Source organism: Catenulispora sp. EB89 (assembly GCF_041261445.1).
Classification (GTDB): domain Bacteria; phylum Actinomycetota; class Actinomycetes; order Streptomycetales; family Catenulisporaceae; genus Catenulispora.
Map to the genome: position 1 here is coordinate 1 of NZ_JBGCCU010000040.1, position 17,473 is coordinate 17,473.

General features: G+C 68.6%; 12 protein-coding genes and 1 tRNA gene. 8 read left to right on the forward strand and 5 right to left on the reverse strand.

The features are described 5' to 3' along the window. From ABH920_RS46500 to ABH920_RS46515, 4 genes are all read left to right on the forward strand, one after another. Positions 1–435, forward strand: a 435-nt coding sequence (locus tag ABH920_RS46500; RefSeq protein ID WP_370355785.1) for a hypothetical protein, incomplete at its 5' end; no start/stop codon positions are given. 733 nt (positions 436–1,168) lie between these two features. Further along, a complete protein-coding gene (locus ABH920_RS46505) occupies positions 1,169–7,105 on the forward strand; it encodes an RHS repeat-associated core domain-containing protein (protein ID WP_370355786.1) in 5,937 nt (1,978 codons plus the stop codon). 25 nt (positions 7,106–7,130) lie between these two features. Then, positions 7,131–7,547 carry a hypothetical protein gene (locus ABH920_RS46510; protein WP_370355787.1) on the forward strand — a complete coding sequence of 139 codons (417 nt, stop codon included), beginning with the start codon at positions 7,131–7,133 and terminating at the stop codon, positions 7,545–7,547. Then, a complete protein-coding gene (locus ABH920_RS46515) occupies positions 7,534–7,878 on the forward strand; it encodes a hypothetical protein (RefSeq protein WP_370355788.1) in 345 nt (114 codons plus the stop codon). The genes ABH920_RS46510 and ABH920_RS46515 overlap by 14 nt, the downstream gene beginning before the upstream one ends. A 59-nt stretch (positions 7,879–7,937) precedes the next feature. On the opposite strand, the gene ABH920_RS46520 is transcribed toward ABH920_RS46515, so the two are convergent. Together ABH920_RS46520 and ABH920_RS46525 are read right to left on the reverse strand one after the other, a co-directional pair. Beyond that, positions 7,938–8,018: transfer RNA gene (locus tag ABH920_RS46520), tRNA-Tyr, on the reverse strand. A 252-nt stretch (positions 8,019–8,270) separates the two neighbouring features. Next, the gene (locus tag ABH920_RS46525) at positions 8,271–9,224 is read right to left on the reverse strand and encodes an ArsR/SmtB family transcription factor (protein WP_370355789.1); all 954 of its coding nucleotides are present in this window, start codon (positions 9,222–9,224) and stop codon (positions 8,271–8,273) included. A 73-nt stretch (positions 9,225–9,297) separates the two neighbouring features. On the opposite strand from ABH920_RS46525, the gene ABH920_RS46530 reads away from it, so the two are divergent. Beyond that, positions 9,298–10,692, forward strand: a complete 1,395-nt coding sequence (locus tag ABH920_RS46530) for an alpha/beta hydrolase (RefSeq protein ID WP_370355790.1) — start codon at positions 9,298–9,300, stop codon at positions 10,690–10,692. 61 nt (positions 10,693–10,753) lie between these two features. Here ABH920_RS46530 and ABH920_RS46535 read toward each other — a convergent pair whose 3' ends face one another. Beyond that, positions 10,754–12,775, reverse strand: coding sequence for a hypothetical protein (locus tag ABH920_RS46535; protein ID WP_370355791.1), 2,022 nt, complete (start codon positions 12,773–12,775; stop codon positions 10,754–10,756). A gap of 299 nt (positions 12,776–13,074) precedes the next feature. Between ABH920_RS46535 and ABH920_RS46540 the strand changes: the two genes are divergently transcribed. Continuing rightward, positions 13,075–13,761 (forward strand): RibD family protein, encoded by a 687-nt coding sequence (locus ABH920_RS46540; protein ID WP_370355792.1) that lies wholly within the window; start codon positions 13,075–13,077, stop codon positions 13,759–13,761. Here the strand turns inward: ABH920_RS46540 and ABH920_RS46545 are convergent, their stop codons facing one another. Then, entirely contained in the window at positions 13,762–14,451 is a 690-nt protein-coding gene (locus tag ABH920_RS46545; protein WP_370355856.1) for a YqjF family protein, read from the reverse strand. 166 nt (positions 14,452–14,617) lie between these two features. Further along, complete coding sequence (locus ABH920_RS46550; RefSeq protein ID WP_370355793.1) at positions 14,618–15,034, reverse strand: PPOX class F420-dependent oxidoreductase; 417 nt, start codon at positions 15,032–15,034, stop codon at positions 14,618–14,620. A gap of 42 nt (positions 15,035–15,076) precedes the next feature. On the opposite strand from ABH920_RS46550, the gene ABH920_RS46555 reads away from it, so the two are divergent. Together ABH920_RS46555 and ABH920_RS46560 are read left to right on the forward strand one after the other, a co-directional pair. Further along, positions 15,077–16,738 (forward strand): alpha/beta hydrolase, encoded by a 1,662-nt coding sequence (locus tag ABH920_RS46555; RefSeq protein WP_370355794.1) that lies wholly within the window; start codon positions 15,077–15,079, stop codon positions 16,736–16,738. 92 nt (positions 16,739–16,830) lie between these two features. Next, positions 16,831–17,418, forward strand: a complete 588-nt coding sequence (locus ABH920_RS46560) for a hypothetical protein (protein WP_370355795.1) — start codon at positions 16,831–16,833, stop codon at positions 17,416–17,418. The last annotated feature ends 55 nt before the right edge of the window (positions 17,419–17,473 follow it).

Below are 17,473 nucleotides of genomic sequence, written 5' to 3' on the forward strand. Positions count from 1 at the left end.
GGGTTCGCGACGATCTTCTGGGTCTCGGTCGTCAGCGCCGTGACTTCGGTGGCGGTGCCGGTCTCCTGCGCGGTCGTCGAAGCGTCGGCGGCCGCGGGCGGTGCTGCCGAGTCCTTCATCGGTTTCGAGGGCTTCTTCGGCGGTGTCGCCGAACCCTGGGTTTTCGACGGCAATGAGGGGGTTGTTGTTGACGTCGTCGAGGACGTTGTCGGGGAAACAGCCGACGACGCGGTCGAGGAAGGTGTCGCAGAGGTCGTCGATTCCGACGGGCCGGGCGTGGTCCCGGCGGAGGCCGACGCCGGTGTCGCGACGATCAGGGCGGTGGCGGCGGCCGCGATGCCCGCGGTCAGCCGCCTTCGAGTTCTCGAGAATTGTGAGTGCCCTGAAAAGGCACCTGGGGGCATGATCATGAAGCCTCCGATAGAAACAGGATGACAGGTTTCGTGCATTGTTGAGAAGCCCGATGAACACCTGTCCGAGGTGGGCGGGCCACCCGTGGCGATCGCACACGCTAGCGGTATGTTCCGAAGGTGCTCAATGGGTATCCACAGGCTGCCTTGCCTGTGGACCTTGACCGCATTAGGACAGTGGGGCCTTCTATCCAGGTTGATCAGTGGTCTGTATCGTCTCCAAGCGGCACGTATACATGTTCGTATTCAGTCTTCTCGTCACCGGGTGGGGTCTCGACATGCGTGGGTGCGCTCTGGTTTCTGCTGTGTCGTCGGTGTCTCGCCGGATTGTCGGGACTGTTGTCGCAGGTGCGACGATCGCGAGCTTCGTCGTGGGGCCCGGTGCCGGGGCCGCGGCTGCATCGACGGCGTCGACAGCGAAGCGACCTGCGGTGCCTGATATCAAGCGCGCATCAGCACATCCCTTTCCGCTGCAAAAGGCGGCCGGTTCTACCCCGATGCCTGCTTTGCAGGTGACGGGCACATGGCCGGCGGCCCGGGAATTGGACGTTCCCGTTGTGCACCCGACGAAAGCGGGTTCGGCCCAAAGCCGGCAGGATGGCGACCCGACCTCAACAACCTCAACGGCGGTGATTCCGTTGTCGTTGACGGTCAGGGGTTCCTCAGCCGCCGCAGATTCCGGCACCGCCGGGAATAGGGCTGTCGAGCCGACTGTCCACGTGCAAATGGCAGACCGGGCCACTGCTGTGAAGGCCGGCGTGGACGGTGTCCTTTTCACGGTGGTGCCGCCACCGGGCTTCCAGCCGTTCGATGCGACGGCGGTGGTGGACTATAGCGGTTTCGCCGGCGCGGCCGGTGCCGACTACGGCAGTCGTCTGCGGTTGGTGGAGCTCCCGGCGTGTGTGTTGACCACGCCTGCCGTTCCTGCTTGTCAGGTGCAGAAACCGATCGCCGGCGGACGCAACGACGCCTCCGGCCGCAAGCTCACCGCTGACGTGTCGGTCGGTTCTGGCGCGGATGCCTTCGGCGGTTCGTCGGGGCACCGGATCAGTCTGGCGCGTACCGATGTGACGGCGAGTGTGGCCGCGACACGGCTGGTGCTCGCAGCTACTGCCGGGACTTCCGGAACCAACGGCGACTTCACGGCGACGTCGTTGTCGCCGTCGGGTTCGTGGTCGGCCGGCGGCGACAGCGGCGCGTTCACGTGGTCGTATCCGATCGCGGTCCCGCCGGTGGCGGCAGGTTCGGCGCCGTCGGTCGCGCTGTCCTACGACTCCGCCGGCATCGACGGCAAGACAGCGACCACCAACAACCAGCCGTCGTGGATCGGTGAGGGCTGGGACTATTCTCCGGGCTTCATCGAGCGCAGTTACCGGTCCTGCTCCACCTTCACGGATCTGCCGACGGCATCACAGACCCCTGATAACTGTTGGGCCGGGCAGATTCTGACATTGAGTCTCAACGGCAGTTCCAACGCGCTGGTCTGGGATCCGGTCACACAGCAGGTGAAGCTCCAGTCCGACGACGGATCCCGAGTCCAGCGTCTGACGGGTGCCAACAACGGCGCTCTCGGCGGTGAGTACTGGAAGGTCACCACGCCGGACGGTACCCAGTACTTCTTCGGCCGGGGCGGCGGTCCCGGGCAGACGACTCAGGGCGGTACCAGCTCGACCTGGACCGAGCCGGTTTTCGGCGCCCACTCCGGGGACCCGTGCTACAGCTCTTCGGGGTTCTCGTCTTCCGTGTGTACGCAGGCGTGGCGGTGGAACCTGGACTACGTCGAGGACGCCCACGGCAACGGCACCATGTATTACTACACGCCGGAGACCAACTACTACGGCAAGAACGGCTCCACGACCGGTGTGCAGTACACCCGCGGCGGGTATCTCAACAAGATCGACTACGGGCTGCGGGACGAGAACGGGTCGGTGTACGGCCCGGCCACGCCGGACCAGGTGCTGTTCACCGTCGGCGAGCGCTGCATACCGGGCACGCCTTCCGGGAACACCTGCGCGGATTCCCAGTTCACGACATCCAACAGCTCCTACTGGCCTGATGTGCCGATCGACCAGTCCTGTGCGTCCGGAGCCACGTGCAACGTGAACGCTCCGACGTTCTGGTCCCGGGAGATGTTGACGAACATCACCACGCGGTACTGGAACGGCTCGGCGTATGTGAAGGTCGACTCCTACGATCTGGGGCACCAGTTCCCCAACGGTGGCGATCCGGCTTTGTGGCTGAGTTCGATCACGCGTACCGGGTATGCGGCCGACGGTTCGTCGATCGCGATGCCGACGATCACGACCAAGGGCCAGCTGCTGGCCAACCGGGTGCCGAACTACAACAGCCTGCCGCCGATGCTGCACTGGCGGTTGACGGACCTGTTCGGCGACACCGGCGCGGTGACCTCGATCAGCTACTCCACCGGGTGTTCGTCCACGACGATCCCCTCAGATGCCTCCACGAACACCTCGCAGTGCATGCCGGTCTACTGGACCCCGACCGGGTACTCGGCACCGATCTTCGACTGGTTCGACAAGTACGTGGTCACCAAGGTGACGACGCGCGACCCGAGCGCCTTGACCGCAGCTGAGGCCACCAGCTACGCCTATGTGGGACCCGCGGCCTGGCACTTCGACGACAACGAGGTGGTGAAACCGGCCAACCGGACCTACGGCCAGTTTCGCGGATACGGCGAGGTCGACGTCAAGACCGGCGATCCCGACGCGCACGAGCAGCTGACCAAGACCGCGACCTTCTACTACCGCGGCATGAACGGCGACACGCTGCCCGGCGGCAAAACCCGCAGCGCGTCGATCAGCAACAGCCTTGGCGAGACCACCACCGACGACTACCGGTATCTGGACTCGCCGTATGAGACCGATGTGTTCAACGGCGACGGCGGTGCGCGGGTATCCGCGACCCTGACCGACTACACCGTAGCTGCCACCACGGCGACGCGGCCGCGTACCGGGCTTCCTTCTTTGACCGCGGATCTGGTCCGGACCGCCAGAACCAGGAAGCTCACCGACCTGGCCACCGGCACCTACCAGACCGCGACCACCACGAGCGCCTACGACGGGCTCGGCCGGGTGATCGCCTCGGATGCCAGCGGTGACAATGTGCCGGAGGTGTGCACCACCACGGCCTATGCCGACAACACGGCGCTGTGGATCAGGGACAAGCCCTCCGAGGTGATCCAGTCCCAGCAAGCGTGCCCGTCGGCCGGGACCGCGCAGTCCGCCGTGGTGGCCGACACGCGGACCTTCTACGACGGCTCGGTGACTCTTGGGCAGCTGGCCGGACCGGGTAACGCGACGCGAACCGATGTGCTGAACAACACCAACGGTGCGGCGGCCGCGTTCTTTACCAAGACCAGTTCCGGCTATGACACCTCCGGCCGCGTCACCTCCAGCGTCGATGCGCTCGGGCGCACCACCGGCACGGTATACACGCCCTCCGACGGCGGTGTCCTAACCCAGATCGCGGTCACGAACCCGGCGAGTCAGACCATGACCACGGTGGACAACCCCGACCGCGGCACCATCGCCTCCAGCACGGACGTCGCCGGCCACGTGACCTCGGCGACCTACGACGCACTGGGGCGCATGACGCAGCTGTGGAAGCCGGGTCGGGTGCAGGGCACGAACGCCCCGAACGAGACCTACTCCTACCTGATCCAGACCGCCGGCCCTGAGGTCGTGACCGGCAACGTGCTGGTCGACTACGGCACTGGCACCAACTACGTCACGACAGCCAAGCTCAGCGACGCCCTGGGCCGCCCGATACAGACTCAGACCGCGACCGAAGGCGGCGGGTCCCAGGTCTCGGATACGTTCTACGACGGCCACGGCTGGACCGTCGCCACCAACGACCACTACCTGATCAGCCAAGCCCCGTCGAATGTCGTGCAAAGCGTCCCGATCAACGCCGTCGACGCCCGCACCGTGAACACCTACGACGGGACCGGGCGCGTCACCCTGGCCAGCAAGTACAAACTGGGCAACGTCACACAGACCACGCAGACGATCTACGGCGGCGACCGGACCACGGTGATCCCGCCGACCGGCGGCGTCATCACCACCACGGTGAAGGATGTGCGCGGCCGGACCAGCGAACTCGACCAGTACACCGTCGCCCCCACCGTCAGCGGCAATGTAGTCTCCGGCGGCTTCTCCCAGCCGACCACATACAACTACGACGCTCTGGGACGGCAGACCCAGATCGCCTCCTCCGGCTCCACCTGGACGTTCACGCTGGACATGCTCGGGAACAAGCTCTCGCAGAACGACCCCGACACGGGCATCTCCAGCACCCAGTACGACCTGGACAACGAAGTCACCTCCACCACTGACGCCCGCGGGCAGAACCTCGCCTACACCTACGACATCCTCGGCCGTAAAACCGCCGAATTCTCGGGCTCGACCACCGGCACCAAGCTCGCGTCCTGGACCTGGGACACCCTGCAAGCCGGCAAGCTCTCCAACGAAACCCGGTACACCACCACCGGCAACTACGTCACCGGTACCAGCAGCTACGACGGCATGGGCAACCCCATGGCCCAGTACGTCACCCTGCCGTTCCAGGAGACCGGTATGAAGGGCACTTGGACCACCGGCTACTCGTACTCCTCGACCGGACTGCAGTTGTCCATCGGCCCCGCGCCGGTCGCGGGCGTCCCGGGCGAGACCATCACCAACACCTACGACGCCTTCGGCAAGCCGGTCGAGGTCGCGGGCACCTCCGTCACCGCGTCCCAGAACATGAACGGCTACGGGCTCCCCGGGCAGATCACCTACGGCGGCGGCGCCAGCAACAACGTGTGGCGCTCCTTTACCTACGACGCGCAGACGCTGAAGGTCACCGACGACAACGTCACCGCGCAACTGGCCACACCCCAGGTCAACGACACCCAGTACAGCTACGATCCGTCCGGCCAGATCACCCAGATCAACGACACCGAAGGCCCCAAGGGCATCTCGCCGGTCGATGACCAGTGCTTCACCTACGACAGCCTGGACCGCCTGAACGCGGCCTGGTCCGCCACCGACGCCTGCGCCGCCGCCCCGAACAACGGCGCCGGCGGCAACATCGGCGGCCCCAATCCCTACTGGCTGTCCTGGACCTTCAACGCCAACGGCACCCGCGCGTCGCAGACCACGCACGCCCTGCCCGCCGCCACCGGCGGCGACACCACCACCAACTATTCGTACAACATCGGCGGCACTCACAGCCTCGCAGCCACGATAACCAGCGGCCCGAACGGCACCACCGGCGCCAGCTACAACTACGACCAGTCCGGCGACACCAGCAGCCGCCCCGACGCCACCGGAACACAGAACCAGACGCTGAACTGGGACGCCGACGGACGGCTGGCCAAGGACACCGCCGCAGCCGGCACCACCACCTGGGTCTACGACGCCGACGGCAACCAGACCGTCCGCCACGACCCCGGATCGATGACCCTGTACCTGCCCGGCCAGGAAATCACCCGCACGTCGAACGGCACGATCAGCGCGATCCGCTACTACAGCCTCGCTGGCACCGTGGTGGGCGAATTCACCGGCCAAGCCGCCACGACCGAGTACCTCATCGGCGACCAGCACTCCACGAGCCAGATCGCCATCAATACCGGCACGCTCGCCGTCACCCGCCGAGCCTACGACCCTTTCGGCAACGCGCGCGGCGGCGTCACCGGCGGCACCTGGCCCGACAACCGCGGGTTCATCGACGCGCCGTCCTCGGCGGCCACCGGGCTGTCGGACATCGGTGCCCGCAAATACGATCCCGTCACGGGGCGGTTCATCAGCGTCGATCCACAGTTCAACTCCGCAGACCCCCAGTCACTGGCCGGATACACGTACAGCGACAACACGCCTGTGACGAACAGTGACCCGACCGGACTCCGGATGATATGTCCCGATGAGGACTGCGGAATCACTCACCCCAACTATGGATGCGCATCGGACGGCCTCGGGCACGTGTGTTCTGCGGCCGCCGGTGCAGCCGAAGCCACAAGCGCCTTCACTGGCGGGCTGGCCGGAGCCTCGACGAAGTTCGCCTCTTACTTCAAGAGTTTGGGTGAATCGATCACCCGGGACGTCACGGCCCTTTCCGACGGGGAATTCCAATCATTCATGTCGGATTTCGGCAAATTCACAAGACTGGTGAGTTCGGTCGCGAACTCCGGCTTCGCGGGCCTCGCACCCGGTGGCGGAATCCTCAACGAGGGGTCGGGTGCGCTCGCGAAACTGTCGAAGCTCGCGAACGTCAAGAGCTGGGGCGGTGCGACCCTCTTCGGGGCCGGAACGGCCGTGAGTCTGTGGTCGAACTACACGACCGATGAGAACAGCCGCCACCAGTCGCCGGTCAAGGCGGTCGAGGACGCGACGGTGCAAACCGCCGCGGACACGGTGGACACTTACGCGATGACCTCGGGCGGCATGGAAGCCGGCGCGGAGGTGGGCCTGTTCATCGGCGGGGCTCCAGGTGCGGTCGTCGGAGCAGGAGTTGGTGCGATCGCCGGGTTCGGCGCCTCGGTCTTCATCAACAACGGGATCAACAACTTCATCGGCGACAGGTGGGATGATTTCTCCAGTAGAGTGTCGGACGTCGCCAGCAGCGCGTGGAACGGCGCGACCAGCGTCGTGAGCAACACGGTTTCTGATCTCAACCCCATGAACTGGTCATTGTGAGGTCGGAATGGGTCTTGTGGTGGCCATGATTCTCGTCGGCCTGGTGGGGGCGGCGCAGTTCGCTGTCGCTGTCCGGACGTGGCGCAGGCCGGACATGGACCCACTGGACGTACCCTTCGCCCGGATGCTTCCCTTCGGCTCCGCCGGCCGTGCCGCGGTGAGCCGGGCGATGCTGCCCTGGGCCTGCGCCATGCTTTCCATCGTCGTTATCGTCGGGCTGCTGGCAGTCAAGCAGTACGTTGCCACGGCCCTCGTCATCATCTTCGGCCTCATGGGGGGCGGTTTGTCCGTCCTTGCCATCGCCTGGTTCAATCGGCCCGCGTTCTTGGTCCCGCCGCACCGCCGGGGTGAGACCGGACTGGTGAACGGCTGGTTCCAGCGCCGAGCAGCGTCCCGTCTCACGGGACAGTCGGGAGAAGGGCGGGGCGATGGTCGCAAATGACAGTGCGTTTCTGGTCGTCACACGTGACGCGGCGTTCATCAGCGACGTGTTTCGCGCTCACGACGTCATGGTGGACGGGGTCGGGCTGGCGAAAGTGAAGCGGGGCAAGTCTGTCCGCATTCCCGTACCGCCCGGTCGGCACCAGGTGCAGATGCGTGTCGACTGGTGCCTCAGTCGACCGCTCGAAATCGAGATACCCCAAGGCGGCGAGGTTCGTCTGGCCTGTGGCTCGAACCGGAAATCGGGCAGTGCCCTGAAGCATGTGATCGAGAATCGACTCGACTACCTGTGGCTGCGGGCCGAAGACCAATCCTCGGCGGCTGATACGTAGCCGACGTATAACGCGAAAAATCCTCCGGCCGGAATTCCGGTCGGAGGATTTTTCCGATGTGGCAGGTGAAGGATTCGAACCTTCGAAGCTTTCGCGACGGATTTACAGTCCGCTCCCATTGGCCGCTCGGGCAACCTGCCAGGGACGCATCCCTCGGGTCCGATCGGGATCGGCACCGTGGGGCGACGGCACAACAATAGCGGATGGCAGGGGGTGCTTCGCCACTCGGTTCTTTCGTGGGGCGGTTCTTTAGCGGGGTGCGCGGGGTGCGGGTGCGGTGGCCGGGGCGGGTGGGGCGAGCGGGGCGTGTGATCTTCGGGTGGGCGGGTGGTGGGGTTGTCGGCTTTTCGAGGGCCGGGGTCGGGGCCGGGTCGGTCGGTGCAGCGCGCCGGTCAGGCGGGGACCGCTTCGGTGAGCATGCGGCCGAGGTCGGTGCGGGTGTGCTGGACGCTGCGGCCTTCGCGCGTGGTGGTGATCAGGCCGGCGCGGCGCAGGGCGGCTGAGTGGGAGGAGGTCGTGGGCAGGCTGAGGTGCGCTCGGGCCGCCAGTTCGGTGGTGGTGCGGGGGTGGTCGAGGAGGCGCAGGATGCGGGCTCGGGAGGGCCCCAGGACGTCGGCGAGGGCGTCGCCCGGCGGGGTCGCGGTGCGGGGCGGGGGCAGTCCGGGGCCGGCCGGGTAGACGAGGAGCAGCGGGCGGCCGGGCCAGGCGCCGATGAGGGGCTCGTGGGTCCAGTGGAAGGTGGGCAGGAGGGTCAGGCCGCGGCCGGCGAGGTGGAGGTCGCGGTCTCTGGACGCCGGGAGGTGCCAGGTGGCCTCGTGCAGCCGGGCGCCGGGGGTCAGGGCGGCGAGGGCCGGTTCGACGCCGTGCTCGGCGGAGCTGAGGGCGAAGCGGGTGAACTCGGCGGCGTGGCGTTCGCGGACGGTGTTCCAGGACGTCGCCAGGACCGACTGGTAGGCGTCGCGCAGTCCCCGGTCGAGGAGGTCCCAGGCGTGGGCGTCCTGCGCGATCAGGGCCCTGACCCAGGGGGTCGGGGGCCGCTCGAGTTTGGCCACGTCCGAGCGGATGACCGTGCCGGGGGTGCCGCGGACCAGCTCCAGGCCCTCCTCGAGGTCGCCGGAGACCGGATCCAGGAACGCCGGGCCGCGGTCGGGCTGGAGCAGGTCCCACAGCGGCCGGGTGCTGGCGGGCAGGCTGTGGCCGACGTCGCGGCGCCAGCGGCCGAACAGCAGGGCCGAATCCCGGCGGCGGGACATCATCAGCGACAGCTTCAACTCCACCAACGGCGCGGGCCGCGCCAGGAAGCGCACGCGGGCGAAGTCGCCGGGGCTGAAGTGGATCCGCAACATCGTTCCTCCGCAAGCCTTTCCACCAGGATAGAAAGCCTCGCCGCGGTATGTCGTGCGGTGAATCCTCGCAGGCATGAGCCTGGATCGGCGAGGAGTCTCCCGCATCGTGACCGTGCTGATCCTGGCGCTCGCCGTGGCGGGCTGTCACGGGGGCAGCCCGCGCACGGTGCCGAGCGGGACGGCACATGGCACGGCGGCGACTACGAGTCCTGCGACGGATACGAGTTCTGCGACAAGGTCTTGCTCCGGCCAGCTGGCCGGCGCGCGGGCGCTGACGCTCACGACCAACGACGGTGTGACGCTCTCGGCGGTGGAGATCGGTGGCGGCGCCAAGGGGGTGCTGCTGGTTCCGGAAGCCGGTACGCAGGGTGAATGCGGCTGGATGTCCTATGCCGGTGAGCTTGCTGCGAAAGGGCTGCACGTCCTGCTCTTCGACATGCCGTGTCAGGGCACGAGTACGTGCTCGTCGTCGACGGCGGCGGATGAAGGACAGCCGGGATTCGGGAAAGAAGGCATCGCGGCCGTCGATGCCGCGCTGATCGAGCTGCACTCCGCCGGTGCCAAGACGATCGTGATGGTCGGCGCGTCGGCGGGGGCGACCACGGCGCTGGCCGCCGAAGCCGGAACCGCCGAGGACTCCTCGCCAGGTGTGGCGGCGGTCGTGGCACTCTCGGCCGACGAACTGGGCACCCTGCCGTCCGAGGCCGCGACCGTCCACGTCCCCGTCTTCATGGCGGTGGCGGACGGCGACAAGTACGTGTCGACAGTCGACGAGCGCAGCCTCTTCGACGCGCTGGGGGCGCCGCCGACGCTCAGGACGCTGGAGGTGCGGCCGGCCGGCGCGGGCCACGGCTGGGATCTGTTGGCCGACGACGGATTCAAGGGCAAGGTGACCGACTTCATCACGGCGCAGCTGGCCGCCGGCTACACCCTCTGGGGCACCGGCGCGAGGACGATCGTGCTGAGCAACGAGAGCGACGAGGACCAGGGGTCGTGGCAGGCGTACGCGGACCATCTCGTCGCCGAGGGCTACAAGGTCGCCATGTGGGACTATGGCGATCAGGACCCTGTGACGGGTCTCGACGCGATCGTGGCCGATCTCCGTGCGCATGGTTCCGGGCCGGTCTTCCTGCTGGGCGCATCGCAGGGTGCGAAGACGTCGCTGGTCGCCGCGGCGGGCATCAAGCCGCCGGTGACCGCGGTGGTGACGTTGTCTGCGGAGGCGATAATGAGGCCGGGTATCGACGTTTCGAGCTATGTCAAGCATCTGACGTGCCCGGTGCTCCTGCTCACCGCTGCGCAGGACGTCTACGGATCGGCCGACGCCGCCAAGACCTTCCAGGCGGACCTGCCGAACCTGGCGCGCACCCTGACCTACGACGGTTCGGACCACGGGACACACCTGCTGAGCGGATCCCATGGGGCGAAGGTGATCGCGGACATCGACGCGTTCCTGAAGGCGCACTGAGCCCGCTCGACCAGACCGATGGCGCCGGTGGAAACGGTGGTGGTGGCGGCCGGGGGTCGACTCACGCCCGGTTGACGGCCCGTGCCAGGCCCGCGGCGATGGTGGTGGCGAGGATCCACCCGGCGGCGGTGAGCAGATAGGCGACCCACTGGTAGCCGCCGGTGGGGACGTACGCCCGGCCCTGACCGAAGTTGATCACCGGCAGCAGCAGATCGAGGGAGTAGATCAGGGGATTGAAAGGGGGAGCCGCGCCCGGGCTGACCGCAACCGGATGATGCAGCCCGAAGACGACGACCCCAGTGACCAACAACGCGGCCAGCCAGCCCAACGCACGCTCGGGGCGGTAGCCGTAACCGACGGCGGCATCCTGCACGAAGCCCCACGGCCGCGCGGCGCGAGGCAGGGTACGACGCCGCGCGCGCTGCTTGGCGAGCAGCACGCGGCGGGCCTCGCCGTCCAGGCCCTGCCGGCGATAGACGGCGGCGAGCTGCTCGTAGGGGCCGGGGCGGTACCCGGCGGCCTCACGCGCGAGCCAGCCGATGTGTGAGGCGACGGGCCCGGGCTCGGCGATGCGGTCGTAGGTGAAGCCGTCGCGGGTGAAGTGCGCGGGCCAGGTGGCGGGATCGTCGTTGAGGACGCCGACTTGGGCGTTGGCGAGGTGGATGGCGCCGGCCGGCGGGGCGGCGAAGCGGAGGGTGAGTTCGGCGGCGCGGAGGTTGCCGAGGAAGAGGATGTTGGAACTGGAGCTGGAGCTGGGACCAGAGTTGGAACTAGAACTAGAACTAGAACTGGGGCTGGGGCTAGAACCGGAGCCGGAGCTAGAGCCGGAGCCGGAGCTGGAGCTAGAGCCGGAGCCGGAGCTGGAGCTGGAGCCGGAGCTAGAGCTAGAGCTAGAGCTAGAGCTGGGGTTGGAGCTAGAGCTAGAGCTGGGGTTGGAGCTAGAGCTAGAGCTGGGGTTGGAGCTAGAGCTAGACCTAGAACCTGAACCGGAAGCAACAGCAGCGCTCGTGGCAGTGGCCGCCCCCGCCAGCACCGCGTCCCGGAAGTCCAGATCGTTCCCCACCCGCGCGCTCCCGAACCGCACCGCCCCCGTCGTGCGCATGCCCCGGCAGCGGGCCGCGCCGCCTATCTCGGCGTAGCGGGCGTCGAGGGCGGTGGTGCCGTCGCCGTGGAGGGTGGCGCCGTCGAAGCGGGCGTGGCCGGTGATGCGGGTGCCGTCGATGCGGATCAGGCCCTCGGCTTCGAAGCCTTTGTAGCACTGGAGGTCGGCGCCGATTTTTGCCTGGTAGGCGATCAGTGCGATGCCGCCGGGCCGGTGCAGCTTTGCGTTCGCCAGGCGGAGCTGGCCCTGGATCTCCGCGCCGGAGAAGCGCAGCATGCCGTCGGCGTGCAGGTCGTCGCCGATCAGGTCGCTGCCGACCTGGATCCGGGCCGCGTCCAGGACCAGGCCGTCGGGGTCGCGCAGGTCGGCGCGCTCCAGGCTCATGACGCCGCCGACCTTCGCGTCGCGCAGGCTCGTGCGGCCCTCGATCGTCGTGCCCCACAGCATCAGGTCGCCGCCGACGCGGACCCGGTCGGCGCGCAGGGCCAGGTCGGCGGGGTGGTGCAGGTGCGCGTCGGTGATCAGGAGCCCGCCGCCGATGACGGCGTGGTCCAGGCGGAGGCGTCCGTCCACCCGCGCCTTGTGCAACGCCACCGTCGCCTCGACGTGTGTCAACGGCGCGTGCAGGCCCGCCAGGCGGGAGCCGCGCAGGTTCAGGCGGCGCAGGCGGGCGTCGTGCAGGTCGATCTCGTCCTGGAACCAGCAGTTCGTGAAGCTCAGCGAGAAGCCGAGCTCCCGGTACTCCAGCTCCAGCGGGCCCACCACGCGCGCGCCGACCACGCGCAGCGGTGCGCGCCGGTCGCCCGCGTCGTCGATCAGGCCCCTGACGAACTCGGCGCGCAGAGTGCGCTCCGGGCCCCAGGCCGCGCCGGCCGTGGGGTCGTCAGCCGCCGGGTCGCCGGTTTCGAAGGAGGTGCGCCCTCCGGCCAGGAAGTCCGTCCGGACCCGCTTCTCGCTGTCGCTGAGTCCGGTGGGGCGCATGGGACGTTTCTACCGTGGTTCGGCCAGCTCGATCGAGTCCTGAGGCGGCGTTCCCTTCGGCCGGCGCGGTTCGCGCACGCCGCCGTCCGGTCCCGGCGGCCAGCCCGGGCCGCCCGGTTCGCGGTCTCGCCTTCTCGCTTTTCTGGAACGCAGGGCGCGCTTGACTCGCTGCTTCACCGTCATGTACCGGGAACGCCTCGGAGGAAACCTGCGGTTCCGGAACGGAGATCGCGTACTCTCTCGGCGAACACCAGGAAGATCGCCACGCTCCCGACCGCCGCCGATGCGACGATGACACCATGCCCGAGCGCCCCCACGTCATCCTCAGCGCCGCCATGTCCCTGGACGGCCACCTCGACGACACCACCCCCGACCGCCTCATGCTCTCCGACGACGCGGACTTCGACCGGGTGGACGCGCTCCGGGCCGCCTCCGACGCGATCATGGTCGGCGCCGAGACCATCCGCCGCGACGACCCCCGCCTCCTGATCCGCGACCCGGAGCGCCGTGCCGAGCGGCTGAGCCGCGGGCTGCCGGAGCACCCGGTCAAGGTGACGGTGACCGGCGCCGGCGCCCTGGACCGCGCCGCGCGCTTCTTCACCACCGGCGGCCACAAGCTCGTCTACTGCGCCGACGCGGCCGTCCCGGCGCAGGCCGACCGCCTGGCCGCGGTCGCGGACACCGAGGTGATCCCGGCCGGCGCGCTGGTCGACTTCCCCGGCGTCCTCGCGGATCTGAAGCGGCGCGGCGTCGAGCGGCTGATGGTCGAGGGCGGCAGCTCGCTGCACACGCGGTTCCTCGCCGAGGACCTCGCCGACGAGATCCACCTGGCGATCGCCCCGTTCTTCGTCGGCGACGACCTGGCCCCGCGCTTTGTCCGCGCCGCGGAGTTCCCGCAGAACGCGCGGCGCCGGATGACCCTCGCGGAGACCCGGCCGATCGGCGATCTGGTCTTCGTGCGCTATCTGATCAGCCACGCGGCCTGATCAGTCACGGCTGACGGAGCGCGGCAGCCCGAACCGGACCGGCACGCCCGGCGAGAACAACACGCTGTCCGGCGGCCCGGACGCGACACCCGGCAACCCCGCCGCCGCGACCAGATCCTCGTCGCACGCCAGCAGTTCGGCGTGGTGCAGCGGCCACCGCGGGTGCGCGTTCGGCATGTGCACGGTCCGGCCGCCGAGCGTGAAATGCAGCCGCCAGCGGGCGGTGAGGAAGTGGTCCAGCGGGGAGGGGTTCTCGACGCTGGATCCGACCCGCACCCCGATCAGGCTCCGGGACGGCGGCAGGCCGGGCTCACGGCGCCGCGAGCCGTACCAGTACTCGTCGCCCACGCGGTACGCCGACATCCGGGCCCATCGGTACGGCAGGCGGAAAGCGGTCCGGGCCGTGGCGACCGGCAGCAGCCGCGACGCCTCCAGCGACCGGAACACCACGCCGCGCCGCCCGGCCGCGTCCACGGAGTACAGCCGCACATTGGTCTCGGGGAAGGTCCCGAGATAGGGCAAACCGGGCAGCGGCCACCACCCGATGCGGTGCATGCGGAAGGCTATGAGGCCCACGTAGGTAGCGCCGTCGATGACGTCGGGCCGCACGCCGGCGGGCAGCAACGGCGCCACCTTCGCCGGGTCGACGGCCCAGTGCAGGAACGTGGCGTCCAGCCAGGACTGCGTCATCAGCGGCCGGCCGGGCAGGCGCGGCGGATCCGCGGTGACCGGTTCGGGCTCGGGCGTCGGCCTCACCGCCGGCCCCGGCTCGGGCCCCGTTGGCTCCGGCTCAGGCCCCGCGGGCTCCGGCTCAGGCCCCGGCCCGGCCGCCGCAGCACCCCCCGCCGCGTCCGTCTCAGACCCCAATACCGTAAGCGTGCGTCACCCGGATGCGCAGCACCAGCCGCTTGTCGGCGACCATCGCGGCCCGGTACTCGTCCCAGTCCGGGTGCTCCTTCCCGGACGCCGCGCGGTACAGCTCGACCAGCTCGTCGACCGTGGCGTCGTCGGGCTTCTGCGCCACCGGCGTCAGCTCCGCGTCGCCGTCGTACACCGCGAACTTGTACGTCTCCGGCTGCACCATCAGCGTCGCGCGCGGGTCCCGGCGCAGGTTGCGGGTCTTGGCGCGGTCGTCGGTGATCGAGATCCGGATCACCTGCTCGGCGGGGTCGTAGGCGTAGGTGATGGCGGACAGCTGCGGCCGTCCGTCCTTCTTGATCGTCGCCAGCGTGGCGACGCCCCGCACGCCCAAGAGTTCCAGGAAGGCATCCATATCGTGATTCTAGGGTCGGGGCGAGGTGATACACATGAGCGCATGAAGTCATTCGGGGAACACCGAGGCCGGACCATATCCGTCGTCGCGATGCTGCTCGGCGCGACCCTGGTGGCCGGGTGTACTTCGTCCGGTTCGGTCGGTGGCAGCGGCGGCAGCGGCGGCAGCGGCGGCTCCGGGGGCTCCGGCGGTTCCTCAAACGGTTCCTCAGGCTCCGGCAAGCTCCCGAGCGGCAAGTTCACCTCGACCCAGGCCTTCGACTCCCAGAAGATCTCCTGGGGCGCGTGCACCAGCGAGCCCTCCGACGACCCGACCGCGGACCTGAGCGCCTTCCAGTGCGGCTCGGTCGTGGTCCCCCTGGACTACGCCAACCCCTCGGGCAAGGACGTCACCCTCGCCCTCGTGAAGTGGCCGGCCGCGGACCAGGCGAACAAGGTCGGCTCGCTGCTGACCAACCCCGGCGGGCCCGGCGCCTCCGGCGTGGACTTCGTCGAGGAGTCCAAGACCGAGTTCGACGGGGCGCTGCACGCGCACTACGACATCATCGGCTTCGACCCGCGCGGTCTGGGCCGCAGCGACCCGATCACCTGCCTGGACGACAAGACCCAGGACAAGCTCTACGAGCAGGACCCGCCGAAGGACGCGGCGGCCCGGGCGACCAAGGCCGAGCAGGACAGCAAGACCCTCGCCGCGGCCTGTGAGAAGAACTCCGGCGCCCTGCTGCCCTACGTCGGCTCCAAGTACGTCGCGCAGGACATGGACCTCATGCGCCAGGTCCTCGGCGACAAGAAGCTGAACTACCTCGGCATCTCCTACGGCACCTACATCGGCTCCGTCTACGCCGAGGAGTTCCCGGCGAACGTCGGCCGCATGGTGCTCGACGGCGCCGTCGACCCGAACGCCGACCAGCTGGAGTCCAACGTCCAGCAGCAGATCGGCTTCGAGAAGTCGCTGGAGAAGTTCGCCTCCGACTGCGTCACGAACTACGCCTCGCAGTGCCCGCTGACCGGCAGCCCGACCGCCGCCGCGCAGCAGCTCGGCCACTTCATCGACGGCCTGCAGGACAAGCCGCTGCAGACCGACGACCCGAGCCGGCCGCTGGACGCCACGCTGGGCTGGACCGGCGTCATCATCGGGCTCTACGGCGACGTCGGCTCGGACTGGTGGAAGTACCTGCGCGACGCGCTGACCAAGGCGATGAAGAACGGCGACGGCTCGGAGCTGCTGGCCGGCGCCGACCAGTACGACGGCCGCGACCCGCAGGGCCACTACAGCACCGAGCAGGACGGCCTGATCGCGGTGCGCTGCGCCGACTTCACCACCCCGGCGCCGAGCCCGGCCGCCGTGCAGAGCGCGTACAACCAGCTCAAGTCCGGGGCCTCGATCCTCAACTCCAACCTGGCCCCCGGCGACCTGGCGCAGCCGATGTGCGCGAACTGGCCGTTCCAGACCACCGAGAAGCCGCACCAGATAAAGGCGCAGGGCTCGGACACGATCCTCGTCGTCGGCACCACGGACGATCCGGCCACGCCGTACCAGAACGCCGTGAACCTGGCGAACGGCTTCGCCAACGCGCGGCTGCTGACTCGCGTGGGCACCGGGCACGCCGCGTTCGGCAGCGGCAACCAGTGCGCGCAGTCGGCGATGGAGGCGTACCTGGTCAGCGGCACGTTGCCGGCGCAGGGGACGCGCTGCACGGCGTGAGCCGGCCGTGAGAGGGAGCGCCACCGGGAACCCCTGTCGTCCGCGACCCGTTTAGGATCGCGGATAGTGTCAACGAATTTGGGGGAACACCCGTGATCTGCTTCTTCGATCCGGCGCACGGCCAGGCGTCCGTGAACGTCATGTGGCAGCCGCAGTGGGGCGTGGCGCGACCCGTCGAGGTCTGCCAGTTCTGCGCGCAGCGCATCCAGACCACTCAGCCGCCGTACTACCAGCCCGTCCAGCAGCAGGGTTACCCGCAGCAGGGCTATCCCCAGGCCGGCTATCCGCAACAGCAGGGCTATCCGGCGCAGCAGCCCGGCTACCCGCAGCAGGCGCAGTACCAGCAGCCGCCGCGCCAGGGCCACAGCACCGGCGCGGTGATCGGCGCGGGCGCGGCCGGCCTGGTCGGCGGGATGCTGCTCGGCGAGATGCTGGAAGGCGACGACAACAAGCGCGACGAGCAGCAGGCGTACGACCGCGGCTTCGAGGAGCGCGGCTTCGACGACCAGCGCAACGAGTACCAGCAGGAACAGTTCCAGCAGGAGCAGTTCCAGCAGAACGAGTACCAGCAGAACGAGTACCAGCAGAACGACTACAACAACGACTTCAACGGCGGCGGCGGCTTCGGCGGCGACGACTACAACAACAACAACGGCGGGAACGACGACGGTTTCTTCTAAACCGCACCAGTCGACGTCGGTCAAGGCCGGTCGCAGCCTAATATAAAAGTGCTAA